The organism is Streptomyces sp. NPDC006739 (assembly GCF_042869815.1).
Lineage (GTDB): Bacteria > Actinomycetota > Actinomycetes > Streptomycetales > Streptomycetaceae > Streptomyces.
In genome coordinates this window covers 60,292-73,450 of the sequence record NZ_JBIAGM010000032.1, presented here as the reverse complement: position 1 = coordinate 73,450, position 13,159 = coordinate 60,292, and the positions used below count along the sequence as shown (strand labels likewise).

Sequence of the window (13,159 nt, the reverse complement as noted above, 5' to 3'; positions counted from 1 at the left end):
CGACAGCACGACAGGCCACTACTCCCACGGGATCGTCGACCCTATGCCCGACCAGCGAAAAAGCAGTCTTCAACTCCGGAAAAACAACGGCTTCTTAGGTGCGGGCCAGCGCCATGTCCGCTTCCTCGCGGGGCCGGCCCGACAAAGCGTCCCGCGTGGCGGTCGCCGACGCGATCAAGTCTGGCAGCGTCTGGCCGAGACGGGCGTACTGGGTGGCGCAGTAGTCCTTGCGCGCGGCGGTGATCTGCCCGATCAGCCGGGGCAGCGGCACCGGCTCGGCCGGCAGCCGCCGGGCCACGTCCAGATCGACCGGCGCGGCAGCGGCAGGGCCGACGCCGACGACGGCCGTCGCTCCCGCCGCCACCACTCCCGTCAGCAGGTTCATACGACGCACCTCGTCCTCCTCGTCCGACCGGCAACCTCCGGCCACCGCAGCGACATTGGTCATGCCGGGTACGGCAGACGCGGCCAGCTGCTCGGGTGGGATCCGCAGGAACGCTGGTCCCATCCCGTGCCCAGCCCGCGCACGGCGGTGTGCCCGTCGACGACGAGCGGGGGTACTCCCAGCTACGGCCAGGGGCTTCAGCCGGTGGACCAGGCGCGCAGCTGCGCAGCGACCTCCTGGACGCGAGCGCCCTTGTGCTTGGTGCGCATGACGAGCGCGAGGGCTTCCTCCGGCTCGTAGCCCAGCGTGACGCTGTTGGTGTTGAGGAACGTCTCGGCGACCAGCCAGGCGAAGAACTCGTTCTTCTCCTCCAGCGGCTCGTGTAGCGCAATGGTCTCGAGCATGGCCGCGGCCTTGAGCCAGTCGCTCGCGTACACGTCGCGACCCATGTAGTGGGCCTGGACCCGGGCGCAGACAGCATCCAGCACACCCAGGTCGAGACAGGCCGGATCGCCCGGGAGGGTCTGGGCGATCTGCAGGAGCTCTTGTGCAATGAGGAACCGGGTCACGCGGCGTGACCGTGCTGCGGGAACTCGTGCAGGTCACGGCTGCCCATGGGCGCGGGGTCGGGCCACGCGGCCGTGCTGGTGTTGGCGGCGCCGGTGTCCTGGGTAGCGAAGACCTCGGCGAGCTGCGGGATGCGGTCACGGGTCTTACCGAGGGCCTTGAGGAACGGGTCCTCGGCGGCCTTGAGCGCCGCGTCGCGAACGAAGTCCTGGAGGGACTTACCGACGATGTTGGCGGCCGCCTCGACGCGCGCGTACTCCTCTGGCTCGAAGGGCGGCACCTGTCCGTTCTGCTCCATACGAGCGACGGTACCAGCGGATCAGACTCCCGCTGAAGGCGTTCTGGCAAGAAGAAAGGGGCAGCGGCCGATGGACGGCGGCTGCCCCTTCAAGTCTCCAGCGCACGCACCAGGCGTTCGTCTACTCGTACGGAATGTGCGATCGTCCCACGCTGCTCGCGGGAAGAGCCACCGCCCGTTCGCTGCATGACCACGAACAGATGCGGTTCACACCCGCTCGCGCGGAGAGCAGGGTGGCACGTGACAAACAGCTACGCCAGGCGCCGGGCCGCCTCCGCTTGCGCGCAGAGCAGTAGCGGCGTAAGCCAGCACCCTCCCTACTGATCACCTCGGCTCGCCCGGAGAGCAGTCGTGGAAGAGGGTCCCCCGGTCGGTGCTGATCGGATCACCTCCGCTCGCGCGGAGAGCAGCTCATGGGGTCGAGGCGCTGGGTGTTTAGGAAGGGATTGTCGGCGGGGCTGGTCCCTAATCGGCGTCGATGTCCTGCTCTTCCTCGTCCTGCGGGTCCGCTCGGCGCACGGGGTCGGCCAGCGCCTCGGCGTCCTTCAGGAGCAGGTCGACGGGGCGCTCGTCGCCGAGTTCGATGGCGAGCGCGGCCCGCACGAAGGCGGTGACCTCTATGCTGCCGGTCCGCAGTTGGAAGGAGCGCAGCACCGCCCCGGCGTCGGCGACGCGGTGACGGCACCCGGCGTGCACGCAGTGCCCCTCGGCGGCCAGACCGAGACGCCTGAAGAGGGCGGTCTTCTCCTCGGTGAGCTGGGCCGGGCAACCGAGGTGGTCCAGCGTGATGTGGAAGTGCTTGCCGTCCTTCCTGACGGTCAGCCGTCCGCCGCCGGGTGTGACGTAGCGGCCGCCGACCTCCACGGTGCCGTACGGGTGCAGCAGCGGCAGGTCCTTCTCCGTGGCGTCCAGGACCGGCAGGTTGTCGTACGCGATGTACGCGCCGACGGCGCCGCGGTGCTCGCTCGTCATCAGGTGCTCGTCTCCTTCGCGCGGCCGACAATGAGCTCGCGCTCCTAGTCCTCGTCGTCCTGGTGGTCATCGGCGGCCCAGACACCGAAAGGGCCCGCCAGGCTGGGACCGGTGGCGCCGAGCTGGGCGGCGCCGCCCTTGAGCCGGTGGTGGGCACGGATCACGGGCACAGTTCTCCTGCGGTCGGCGGGCGTTACTTCCCTAGGGTGGCATCTGCCGCAGGCGCGCACGGCAGGTTTCGGCATCACACGCGACGGTAGGCAAAGACCCCCGCTGGACCGGCGGGCTGCGGCCGCCGCCCTGCGATAGAGGGCGTGCCAGAGGCCCTACTCCTTGCAGCGCCCACAGTTCGGGAACGGCCCCGGTACTGGTGGGCACGCCTATTCAGCTGTCACAAGTTCCTCAGGAGTCCACCCTGCTGGTGACCGTGTGCGGTCGCCGGGGGGCGTATCGGCTCCAGGTGCCTCCGGCCCCGGACGTGAGGCGGGCCGTGGTGACTAACCTCCGCGCGCGCGGAGAGCAGCGCTGATCAGCCCCAGCGAGCGTGGCCTCCAGCGGATCACCTCCGCTCGCGCGGAGAGCAGCCCGACAATTTCATCGGCGTGCTCTGGCTCGACGGCTCACCTCCGCTCGAGCGGAGGTGAACCGCACAGACCAACTGCTGGGGCTGCCGAGTCCGTGCTTCTCCGCGCGAGCGGAGGTGAACCGCCCCGCCGGTCCCTCTGACCACACTGCGTCCCGTCCTCACCGCGCGAGCGGAGGTGAACCTCCATTGTGCGCGGCGAGCGCGCGGTGGTAGCCGTCCGAGGCGTTCTCCCGGTTACATGGCGGCCCGGTGGGCGCGGCCGCGTGCTGCGGATCGGAGTCGGTCGGCTCGGGCACCGGCACCGTGCCGGGTGCCAGGATCCGCAGGGCGCGGATGACCGTGCGGGCCGCCGACTGGTTGGCGGCCGCGATGATGCGGGTCCGCTCAAGCCGGGCCTTCGTGGCGGCCACGGTGTGTTTCATCAGGTAGCGGGAGGCGGCGAAGCCCACCGGCTCTCCGCCGCGCCCTGCTGTGCCTAGGCCGCCGACTCCGGGCCCACGGTGAGCTGGCCGGTGTCGGCGTCGTACGACACGGCGGCGACGTGCCCGGCAGGCTCGGGGGCGAGGCCGCCCACCGCTCGCGCAGTGTCGCGTCGGCGGCCGGGAGCTCCCATGCGCGCTCGGTGGCCGGCGCGTCGATCGCCGCCGCGAGCCCCATCGGCTCGCGCCCGTTGCGGCGCACCGTACGGACCGCCCGCGGCTTCGGCTTGGCCTTCGCTCCTCGGACTGCCAGGAGACGATCCACACCAGCTCGTGCTCCTCGATACGGACCACAGCAATCCTCACCGCGTCCGCGCTCACAGCCCGCCACTGCTGGTAGTCGCGCTCCAGTTGGTCCTCGACTGCCCGAACGGCGACTTCTCGCTCGATCACGCGTGCAGCATCCCGTACCGGCCCCTCTGCCGACCAGCGAATTCGCATGGCTCAGCGCCACGTACGTGACCGCCGGTGCTGAGTGACTTCCCGCTCTACCGCTCGGCGGTGCCGTCCGCACCGTCAATTTCGTAGATCCGCCCTTGAAGCCGTTCACCGGCCCAGTCGAGCTCCACACCCAGGTCAAACCAGTGCCGATCCTTGCGGACTCCGGGCGGTGAGAGGTTCACCGCCGCCCACGAGAACACCCCCACAAGAATGGAACGCCCGTGCTGCGTGGTGCGCACGGACAACGCAAACGGTGCGGCGAGTGCCGCGCGGGTCACCAACATGACCTGTTCGTCATCAGAATGTCGACGCCCACCCGTGAGAAACCGAGGCGTCTCAATGATCTTGACCCACTCGACCACTGCATCTGCCACCTGGGCTCGCAAGGACTCTTCGATGCCCTTCCGGACGGCGATCGCGGGATCATCGCCGAGCCAGCCAAGCCAGTGATCAGGGTCAGTGAGCTTGCTGAAGTCGTCCTGCGGCACCCCGTGACGAGGATTCTCCTGGTACTCACCTGTCAGTTTCCCGTTGCTGTCTACCAACCACGCGCCGCGGATTGCCTCGGGCGGTACGTAGCCGTTCGGATCGTCGATATACGTCGGGTCGATCTCGGCGACGCTGCCACCGGGATTCTCAGCAGCCGCCGCCAGTAGTGCTGGCTCGTTCGGTATGCCCTTACGTCGGCTTCGCGAGCCAAAACGCCCCACGTTCCCACCCCCACCGTTGCTTGCCCAGTTGACCGTGATTGTGCCGCATCGGTCAGGACCGCATGAGGGGGTGTGCGTGACGGCGAGGGGTGGGTGGGGAATCTCAGCGAGCCGCTCTGTCCCACCCCCAAGAGCCGCGCGCAGGATCATTCAGTTCCGGGATGAGCCTGCAATCACAGGGTCAGGACGGTCGGCCCATAGGCGCTGCAGAACTCGCAATCACAGCTGGCGAGACAGTTCGCCTGGCAATGGGCGGTCGGCCAGAAGCGGGATGCACAGGGGCCTGGGTCGAGCAGCCTCCCGTCGCGGGACACCGTCCTGTCGCACCAGGTACAGCGGATTGCTGCAGGGATGCCGGCGTCCTGCAGCCGCCGGGCCGCCCCGCTCGCCCGGTCGAGCGGGGCTTCCTCCAGAACCGTCACAGGGGCGCGGTCGAGTAGAAGCTTGCAACGCCACAGGCTCAGTCCGGTCACCGCTCTGACTGCCTGCAGAGCCTCCTGTCCGCCCTTCCCGGGCTCGGTCACAAGCACGGCGAACCCTGGCTCCTCCACGGACACATCTCCTTCGGCGACGGAGTACGTGGCCCAGTGTGTCGATGGACAGAGCCCTCGGACCGTCAATTTTCGGTGTCCCCTGAACTGCCACGCATCGAGATCTTCACGGAACTGCGGCCAGGCCACTTTCAAGGAGCGTCATCACAGGAATACGACAGCCACGGAACAAGTGCTCTGCGCCAGTACCGCTGCGCACCCAGGGACGCTGCGACCCCTGCGCCCGGGGCTATGAGCCCAGCCCCGACACCTACTTCGCTTCCACGGCCCCGGTGACTCACCGGTTGGCCGCCTGAACAACGACCCTCTCGAAGGAGAAGTCACTGATGCTCAGCAGCCTGTTCGCCCGCCGTCCCGCCGCGCCGGACCTGGCCCTGTGGACGCCGCCGGGTACCACCGTCGTCCAGCGCTACCGCAACACCCTCGGACCGCTGGAGGGCGCGATCGTCCTCGTCTACACCTCCGCCAGCGACCGCAGCTCCTCCCACGGTGCCGCGTGCCTGGGCTGCACCTACCGCGCGGGCCGCAACAGCAGCCGCGTCCGGCTGGCGGAGACGGAGGCCGCCGACCTTGCTAACGCACACGCCGCCCACTGCCGGGCGATCGACCGAGGCGTCCCGGCGATGCCCGACGCCGCCGCCGCGCAGATCGTGCGCAGCCGCCTGCAGCGCATGCGTCCGCACGGCACCTCGCCCCACCCGGTGCACCTCGCCGACTTCCTCGAGGACCGCGTCGACCTCCAGCGTGACGACGACTTCATCAAGCAGGCGATGTTCGAGATCGTGCGGACCGGGGGTGACTTCCTCAAGGCCGCGCCCGCGTACAGCGGCAGCACCGGCACCCGGTTCCTGATCCAGCCGCACCCGCCCCGGACGTGACGCGGTGCGTACCCGCAAGGACGTGCTTCTGGTGGCCGTCGTCCCGGCCTCGGTCGGCACGGCGGCCGCTGTCCTCAAGGTCGGCCGCTGGCAGCTGTCCGCCGGCTCCTGCCCGGCCCGGCCTGGCCGGACGAACCCCCGTTCTGAACGACCCGACCCCGGCCGATGTGGCCGGGGTCGGGACCGCCGGGTGGCCGCGCATCGGCAAAGGGCCGGCCACCCCGCTCCCTCGCCCTCTTCGAGATCAGGAGACCCCCAGCATGCCCCGTCTCACCACCGAGCGTCTGGCCCTCTTCGGCACTCTGCTGGCCACCTTTGGCGAGCTGCACCCCCTGTGCGACCACTGGATTAACGCGGCGTATGCCGTGTCCACCTTCCATGGTGTCTCGGTCGGGGGCTGGCACCATCTGCCGAGCCGTGTTTGCTGTCGTTCGGTGGTGTCTCGGTTGTCCAGCGTCAATGCCTCGGCCCGGAGTGCATCCCTGGGGGTGACGGTCGCGTGACCTCGGGAGCCGTTTTCGCCGCGGTGTTCGCGGCGCTGTTCGCCTCTCATGTCTGGGCGGACCATTGCTGGCAGACGGACAAGCAGGCTGCCGAGAAGGGACGCCCGGAGCCGGGTGCCGGTGCGACGAAGGCCAGGGAGTCCTGGCGGGCGCTGATCGCTCACGTGGTGGTCTATCACCTGGTCACGGCCGCGATGCTTGCGGTGACCACGGCCCTGCTCGACCTCCCGATCAGTTGGGCCGGGGCCGCTGCGGGGATCGCGTTCTCGGCTGTCACCCACGGATTCTGGGACCGTCGGTGGCCGGTGCAGGCATGGATGGTCCTGACAGGCAGCCGCGAGTTCGCCAAGAACCCGCAGGGCCGATATTCGGTCGACCAAGCTCAGCACGTGTTCTGCCTATGGGTCTCTGCGCTGCTGATCACTCTCGTGTGATCAGGCTCTTCGGCCTGGGGACTGGTACAGCGGTTGGCGCTGGGCCGGGCCGCGGGGCGCCCTGGCCGCCGTCGAGCGGCTGGCAGCGGGCGAGGAGTCCACGGTGCACGGCGGCGAAGGCGGTGACGCGCAGGGTGTACCCCAACACCACAGCGTGGGACTCGCTCCTAAAGCCTGCGACCAAAGAGGCGCTTACCATGCTTGGCGATACATCGTGACGCGTTATATCCTCCCGCGTAGGTCGACGAAGAGGGGAATCATGGCGTCCGAGACCGATCCGGCCGTACTCGTGTTGGCGAGCCTGGCCGACGAACCCAGGCACGGTTACGCGATCACCCAGGACATCGCGAACTCGGTCGGTGTTGCCCTCGGCCCCGGCACCCTGTACGGGGTGCTGGCCCGGTTGGAAGCCGAGGGGCTGATCGAGGCGCTGCCCGCGCAGGGGCGTCGCCGCCCCTACCGGATCACCGGTCTCGGCCAGCGCACGCTGGCCGAGCAGGCGGAGCAGATGCAGCGGGTGGCCGATCTGGGGCTACGCCGGCTCCGGGCCGCAGGAGCCATGCCGTGAAAATCCCGAATGCCGCCGAGGACAGGCCCGACTGGCGGGTGCGCGTGCTGGTCGGGTTGTATCCGCCCGTGTGGCGCCACCGCTACGCCACGGAGTTCGCGGCCCTGCTGGAGGACAGTGGCGTCGGGGTTCGACAGGTGGTCGACGTCGCGGCCGCGGCGGTGCGCGTCTGGGCCCGTCCCAGCACGCACCTGCACGACCGGACCGGACGGATGTGCACCACCGTCGCGGTCACCCTGTGCGCGTGGACGACGCTGGCCGCCGGCGCCGTCCTGTTCGCCAAGACCACTCGGGACGGGGCCTGGTACGTCACCGGACGCACCGACCCGGCCGCAGGGTGGTACAACGTCTACGCCCTGGCCTCGGCCACGTCGGCGCTGGCCACCGCGGTCGGCTGGCTGCCCCCGGTGGTTGCCGTCCTCCGCGCCCCGCAATGCCATCCCGGACGCCGCCGCGCCCGCGTGCTGTTACTCGTCCCACCGGTCGCCGTATCGGCCTTCCTGGGTGCTGCGGCGGTTCTCCGGCTGATCACCCACGGGGTGGGTGTCGGCCCCACCGGGTTTCTGGTCCTGGTCGGGCTCGGCCTGTTCGCTGGTGCCGCCTGCGCCGCCGGACCGGCCGCCGCGCTGCGGCACGTTACGCCGAGCGGTGCGGGGCTGCGCGTCGCCACCCTGGCCAGCGCGGTCGCCACAGCACTCATGGCGGTGGCCGTTACCGCCAGCGTCGGCTGGGGCCTGGTCACCTTTGCCGACCGGCCCGGTTTTACGGCACTGGCCGGCTACGGCACGGTCATGGCGGTCACGCTGGTGGTCGCGGCGACTTCCTCCGCACGCGGCCTGCGGGCCGCCATCACACGTACCCGGGGCAGCGTCGATGCGCACTGACCGTTGGTGGCTACGCCGAACCCTGAAGACCCTGCTCGTCCTGGTGATCGTGCTGGTGGTGACGCTCGGCGGCTACATCGGCTATGTGGCGGCCCGGCGGGGGCAGCAGGTCACCCTGCCCGCCCCGACCGGCCCTCATCCAGTCGGCCGGACCACGGCCGACTGGACCGACCACGCCCGCACCGATCCACTCGCCCCGTACCCGGGCATGCCGCGAGAGCTGTCCGCGTGGCTGTGGTACCCGGCCGCACCCGCCCCCGGCGCGCCACCCGCGCCCTACGCCCCGGGCGCATGGTCGGGACTGCACATGGGCGGCCTGCCCGGACTGGGCGAGACCAGGTTCGACGACATCCGGGTGCACGCCGTCGCCGACGCCCCCGTCGCCGCCGGCCGGTTCCCCGTGGTGGTGCTCGAACCCGGGTTGGGCCTGGCCGCGCCGCAGTACACCACGCTCGCGGAGAACCTGGCCAGCCACGGATACCTGGTCGCCGGGATCACCCCCACCTACAGCGCGAACCTGACCGTGCTGAACGGACGGCCGGTGAACGCGACACCCGCCGGTAACCCGCAGGACTCCGACACGGCCGCCATGCGCCCGGCCAACGACCGGCTGGTCAGCGTATGGGCTGCCGACGACCGCTTCGCCGCAACCCGGGTCGCCGCGCTGGAAGCCACCGGCCCCTTCGCCGGGCACGTCGACGCGGCCACCACCATGTACCTGGGCCACTCCTTCGGCGGAGCCGCCGCGCTGCAAGCCTGCCACGACGACCCGCACTGCGCCGGAGCAGCCGACCTGGACGGAACCCAGTTCGGCACGGTCGTCCACTCCGGACTCGGCAAACCGATAATGCTGCTGGCCAGCCAGAGCTCCTGCATCACCGGAACCTGCCGGCCGAGCAATGCCGACGAGCAATCCGAACGCGACGCCGCCCGCGCCTTGCTGACAGCCAGCACCGGGCCCGTCTGGAGTTACCGGCTCAACGGGGCCGAGCACTTCAACTTCAGCGACTACGGCGCCTACTACCTGGCCGCGCCGATCCGGTCTGTGGTCGGGCTCGGGTCGATCGACAGCGACGACGCGCTGACCATGACCAACGCCTACCTGGCCGCGTTCGTCGACCATGTGGCCCGCGGCCTGCCGGAACCGCTGCTGGTCGGCCGGTCCTCGCCGTACCCCCAGGTCGAGGTACAGCGCACCGCGTCGTGAGCATGTGCACAGGAGTTTGGATATCCGTGTAGCCGACTGTGCAACATCCCGCGAGTTCCCCTGAGCCCCGCTGAGTCTTTGCCCCCGTGGCCAGGGCGTTCTCCCTCTTCAGGGTGCCTTGTCGTCGACTGACGTAACTTCGAGATTCTTGAAGCGTTCTCATCGTGTCCGGCCGATCGACAGTCGGGCTGAAGGTGAGGAGGCTCGGGTTGGCGGCGCTGGCGGACGGCACGATCCGCGGGGACGTCGGGCACCTGGAGCAGATCAGGACCTGGTTCGGCCGGCCCCTGTGGGACATGGAGCCGGCCGACGCCGACGCGTACTTCGGCAAGGTGCTGCGGAACTCACCCAGCGGCACCCGCCTCGCCCGGTCGCAGGCGCTGACGACGTACTTCATGTTCCTGGAGCTGCGGCACAAGGTCGAACTCCACCGGATGAGCGGCCGGGTCATCGAGTGCCCGATCGACGAGATGAACCGGCCGCGCGGAGCCAAGGACGCCCAGCTGCGGATCCCGCCGACCGAGCCGGAGGTCGGGACGCTGTTCACCGGCTGGGGCGGCGAGCTGGCCACCTGCCGCAAGTTCGCCCCGACCGCCCGGAACTACACCGCGGCGAAGCTGATGTAGCAGGTGGGGCTACGGGTGAGCGAGGCGTGCAAGCTCGACCTGGCCGACATCAAATGGAACCTGGGCCGCTTCGGCAAGCTCCACGTGCGCCACGGCAAGGGCGCCCGCGGCTCGGGGCCGCGCGAGCGGATGGTGCCGCTGATCAACGGCGCCGACCGCACACTGCGGTGGTTCATCGAGGACGTCTGGGGCCAGTTCGACGAAGACCACACCCGCCCCGGTGCCCCGCTGTTCCCCTCCGAGCGCAAGTACGCAGACGGCTCCTCGCGCCGCGTCGGCGACGACGCCTTGCGCAACAGCCTGGCCGCTGCGGCGAAGGCCCATCTTCCCGCCTGGGCCGACACGCTCACGCCACACGTCCTGCGGCACTTCTGCGCGTCCGAGCTCTACCTCGGGGGCCTTGATCTGCTCGGGATCCAAGAGGTCCTCGGACACTCCTGGATCGCCACCACGATGCGGTACATCCACGTCCAGCAGACCCAGGTCGAGGACGCCTGGGTGTCCGGGCAGCAGCGCGCCGCGAAGCGGCTGGAAGGACTGATGGGATGAAGTGGAACCTGCGGCTGACCGCCGCGAACAAAGGCATCTGGAAGGCGTCCGAACTCCAGCGGAGCCTGGCCGAACACGGCATGGTGATCTCGGCCGGGAAGATGTCCGGCCTATGGTCTGGCCAGCCAGTCTCCCTCAAGCTGGAAGACCTGGACGTGATCTGCGTCGTGCTCGGATGCGAGATCAGCGACCTGCTGATTCCCGAGCCCGGGAAGCTCAGGCGCCCCGGTCAGCAGGCCGGCGTCCAGGAGGCCACGACCGGCTCGATGGTGGCCCCGGCCGTGGTGCCCAAGCGCCGCGACGGCCGTTCCTTGCCGCCGATGTGACCTCCTCGCCATCACCATGGGGAAGATCAGCGAGAAAAAGTCGGCGGCCTCCTGCTCAGGCTGTTTCGCCTGGGGGCAATTGCCCGGCCTGTTCTGCCGCGGCTGCTACACCTACGGCCAGCAACACGCCGTCGGCGAATGCGCCGGTTGCCGACGGCAGGTCCCGGTCGATGACAAGTACGGCTACTGCCGTCTCTGCCGGGCTCAGGCGACCTGGGCGATCAAGGCCAGCGGCAAGGCTTCGGTGATCGAGCCGCACCTACGACAGGTGACCTGCCAGCAGCTGTTCTTCGCGAACCTCCAGCGGCCCAAGAATGGCGGGCCGCGGGTCGGCAAGGCCGGACGGCGCGTGCTGAAGCCGTCGCCGCTTCCCGAACCGCCTCGCGTGATCACGACGTCGACACAACTGACGCTGTTCACTGCCCCTCGGGACTTCCGTCGGTTCGACCGGGAACTCCACGCCGACCTGGCCAATCCCTGGCTGGTCCGGGCCCGGCAGGCCGCTCGGGCGCTGGGAGAGGCCCGCGGCTGGAGCCGCTGGATCGCCAGTGACGTGAACCGAGCCCTGGTCATCGTGCTGTCCGGCTTCCGCGAAGGTGAGTCGATCCGGTACTCCGAGCTCTTCCCTGCCCTGCGAGTCCGTGGGCTTCCCATCGTGCGGACCGCCGAAGTCCTCGACCGCCTCGGCCTGTTCACCGACGACCGGGCCCCCGCCGTCGACCGGTGGCTGGAACGGAAACTCGACGGGATGCCCCCGGGCATCCACCGCGCCGTCGAAGCCTGGGTTCGCACTCTCCTCGACGGTGGACCGCGGTCAGAGCCTCGCTCCCGGCACACGGCATGGGCCTACCTGGGCGAGCTCCAGCCGGTGCTGCTGCAGTGGTCCAGCCGCTACGACCACCTGCGAGAAGTCACCCGGGAGGACATCATCACGGCCCAGGACGCCGTCACCGGCAAGCAGCGCGAAAGCCGCATCGTCGCGCTGCGGTCGCTGTTCCGGCACGCGAAGAAGAACGGCCAGATCTTCCGCAACCCCACGATCCGCATCCGTGTCCCCCGGCAGACCGGCGGCGTCCTCCAAGCCCTCGACCAGGCGGACATCGACGAAGCCATCGCCACCGCCACCACCCCAGACATCCGACTCATCGTCGCCCTGGCCGCCGTCCATGCGGCACGACCGAAGATGATCCGCACCATGCAGTTGGACGACGTCGACCTGGGCAACCGGCGCATCACCGTCGGCGGCCACGTCCGCCCGCTCGACGACCTCACCCGCAGTGCGGTCCTGGACTGGCTCGACCACCGCCGCCGCCGCTGGCCGAACACGGCGAACCCGCACCTACTGATCACCCAGAAGACCGCCGTTGAACTCGGCCCGGCCGGCAAGCTCTGGACCACCCGGGCCACCCGCAACCTCACCGCCACCCTCGAACGGCTCCGCGCCGACCGCCAGCTCGAAGAGGCCCTCACCCACGGCGCCGACCCCCTCCACCTCGCACTGGTCTTCGGCATCGATGAGAAGACCGCCATCCGCTACGCGGACTCGGCTCGCCGCCTCCTGGAATCCAGTTCCGAGTCGCTGAACGACGTGAAAGCATCGAAGGGTGATCAAAACTGAGGACCTGGCCGACGGGCGCCTGCTGCAGGTGACAACGTCCTGGCACCACTACCCGGAGAGCGAGCCGTCCCTCCTGCACATGTGGCTACACATGGATGGTCTTGGCCCCGTCCGGTTCCACACAGCTGGCGACGGCTTGGCCCTGGAGATCGACCAGCCCCACGGCCTCTACGATATGGACGAGTACGGCCGCACCACCGTCGAGGACGATCCACCGGACTTCCCGACGAGTCCGTTCGTCGGCGAGCAGGTCCTCTCCGTCCGAGAGATCCGGTATCGGGACGGGAACCTGGACTTCGCCGTTGGTATCACCGTTCAGTTCCCTAGCGGAAGCATCCGCATTCTCAACCTCGCCGACGAGCTCGTCCTCGCCCACGACCAGCACCTGGGCCCGGTCGAGGCGCATCTCCACGAGGTCACGACACACGTGGCACCAGATCCCTCGCCGTGAGTTCGGAGCGAACTCGCGGGGCCAGCTCCGCACAGCACAGGATCCGCCCCGCGGGTTCCCGTTGAAAGTCCTTCACTTCGTCTGAACCCACGGGACTCCCGGCCCCGGACTCCTATCTCTGACCTC

General features: G+C 69.5%; 19 protein-coding genes. 11 read left to right on the top strand and 8 right to left on the bottom strand.

What is annotated here, in order from left to right; translation table 11 throughout:
* Nucleotides 1-94: 94 nt before the first annotated feature.
* From ACFYMM_RS38295 to ACFYMM_RS38260, 8 genes are all read right to left on the bottom strand, one after another.
* Complete coding sequence (locus ACFYMM_RS38295) at nt 95-448, bottom strand: hypothetical protein (RefSeq protein ID WP_388395843.1); 354 nt, start codon at nt 446-448, stop codon at nt 95-97.
* 134 nt (nt 449-582) lie between these two features.
* The gene (locus tag ACFYMM_RS38290) at nt 583-954 is read right to left on the bottom strand and encodes a fic family toxin-antitoxin system, toxin component (RefSeq protein ID WP_388395841.1); all 372 of its coding nucleotides are present in this window, start codon (nt 952-954) and stop codon (nt 583-585) included.
* Nucleotides 951-1,250, bottom strand: coding sequence for a hypothetical protein (locus tag ACFYMM_RS38285; protein WP_388395838.1), 300 nt, complete (start codon nt 1,248-1,250; stop codon nt 951-953). The genes ACFYMM_RS38290 and ACFYMM_RS38285 overlap by 4 nt, the downstream gene beginning before the upstream one ends.
* Before the next feature lie 465 nt (nt 1,251-1,715).
* The gene (locus ACFYMM_RS38280; RefSeq protein WP_388395836.1) at nt 1,716-2,222 is read right to left on the bottom strand and encodes a DUF6420 family protein; all 507 of its coding nucleotides are present in this window, start codon (nt 2,220-2,222) and stop codon (nt 1,716-1,718) included.
* Nucleotides 2,223-2,966: 744 nt separating this feature from the next.
* On the bottom strand, nt 2,967-3,257 hold the full coding sequence (locus ACFYMM_RS38275; RefSeq protein WP_388395833.1) for a hypothetical protein: 291 nt from the start codon (nt 3,255-3,257) through the stop codon (nt 2,967-2,969).
* A gap of 26 nt (nt 3,258-3,283) precedes the next feature.
* Nucleotides 3,284-3,421, bottom strand: a complete 138-nt coding sequence (locus tag ACFYMM_RS38270; protein WP_388395830.1) for a hypothetical protein — start codon at nt 3,419-3,421, stop codon at nt 3,284-3,286.
* 354 nt (nt 3,422-3,775) lie between these two features.
* Entirely contained in the window at nt 3,776-4,438 is a 663-nt protein-coding gene (locus tag ACFYMM_RS38265; protein WP_388395827.1) for a hypothetical protein, read from the bottom strand.
* 173 nt (nt 4,439-4,611) lie between these two features.
* Entirely contained in the window at nt 4,612-4,962 is a 351-nt protein-coding gene (locus tag ACFYMM_RS38260) for a ribosomal protein L7/L12 (protein ID WP_388395865.1), read from the bottom strand.
* Nucleotides 4,963-5,315: 353 nt separating this feature from the next.
* On the opposite strand from ACFYMM_RS38260, the gene ACFYMM_RS38255 reads away from it, so the two are divergent.
* The 11 genes from ACFYMM_RS38255 (at nt 5,316) to ACFYMM_RS38205 (ending at nt 13,033) form a co-directional block, all read left to right on the top strand.
* Entirely contained in the window at nt 5,316-5,867 is a 552-nt protein-coding gene (locus tag ACFYMM_RS38255; RefSeq protein WP_388395824.1) for a hypothetical protein, read from the top strand.
* Between the two features lie 260 nt (nt 5,868-6,127).
* The gene (locus tag ACFYMM_RS38250) at nt 6,128-6,370 is read left to right on the top strand and encodes a hypothetical protein (RefSeq protein ID WP_388395822.1); all 243 of its coding nucleotides are present in this window, start codon (nt 6,128-6,130) and stop codon (nt 6,368-6,370) included.
* Nucleotides 6,367-6,804, top strand: coding sequence for a DUF3307 domain-containing protein (locus ACFYMM_RS38245; protein ID WP_388395820.1), 438 nt, complete (start codon nt 6,367-6,369; stop codon nt 6,802-6,804). The genes ACFYMM_RS38250 and ACFYMM_RS38245 overlap by 4 nt, the downstream gene beginning before the upstream one ends.
* 259 nt (nt 6,805-7,063) lie before the next feature.
* Complete coding sequence (locus ACFYMM_RS38240; RefSeq protein ID WP_388395817.1) at nt 7,064-7,372, top strand: PadR family transcriptional regulator; 309 nt, start codon at nt 7,064-7,066, stop codon at nt 7,370-7,372.
* The gene (locus tag ACFYMM_RS38235) at nt 7,369-8,256 is read left to right on the top strand and encodes a hypothetical protein (RefSeq protein WP_388395814.1); all 888 of its coding nucleotides are present in this window, start codon (nt 7,369-7,371) and stop codon (nt 8,254-8,256) included. Before ACFYMM_RS38240 ends, ACFYMM_RS38235 begins: the two co-directional genes overlap by 4 nt.
* Nucleotides 8,246-9,463: an alpha/beta hydrolase gene (locus ACFYMM_RS38230; RefSeq protein WP_388395811.1), complete on the top strand. Its 1,218-nt coding sequence runs from the start codon at nt 8,246-8,248 to the stop codon at nt 9,461-9,463. The genes ACFYMM_RS38235 and ACFYMM_RS38230 overlap by 11 nt, the downstream gene beginning before the upstream one ends.
* Nucleotides 9,464-9,672: 209 nt before the next feature.
* Nucleotides 9,673-10,089, top strand: coding sequence for a hypothetical protein (locus ACFYMM_RS38225; RefSeq protein ID WP_388395808.1), 417 nt, complete (start codon nt 9,673-9,675; stop codon nt 10,087-10,089).
* Nucleotides 10,090-10,104: 15 nt separating this feature from the next.
* Complete coding sequence (locus tag ACFYMM_RS38220; protein ID WP_388395805.1) at nt 10,105-10,638, top strand: tyrosine-type recombinase/integrase; 534 nt, start codon at nt 10,105-10,107, stop codon at nt 10,636-10,638.
* Complete coding sequence (locus tag ACFYMM_RS38215) at nt 10,635-10,964, top strand: helix-turn-helix domain-containing protein (RefSeq protein ID WP_388395803.1); 330 nt, start codon at nt 10,635-10,637, stop codon at nt 10,962-10,964. Before ACFYMM_RS38220 ends, ACFYMM_RS38215 begins: the two co-directional genes overlap by 4 nt.
* A gap of 16 nt (nt 10,965-10,980) precedes the next feature.
* Complete coding sequence (locus ACFYMM_RS38210) at nt 10,981-12,582, top strand: hypothetical protein (protein ID WP_388395800.1); 1,602 nt, start codon at nt 10,981-10,983, stop codon at nt 12,580-12,582.
* A complete protein-coding gene (locus tag ACFYMM_RS38205; protein WP_388395799.1) occupies nt 12,569-13,033 on the top strand; it encodes a hypothetical protein in 465 nt (154 codons plus the stop codon). Before ACFYMM_RS38210 ends, ACFYMM_RS38205 begins: the two co-directional genes overlap by 14 nt.
* Nucleotides 13,034-13,159: the final 126 nt, after the last annotated feature.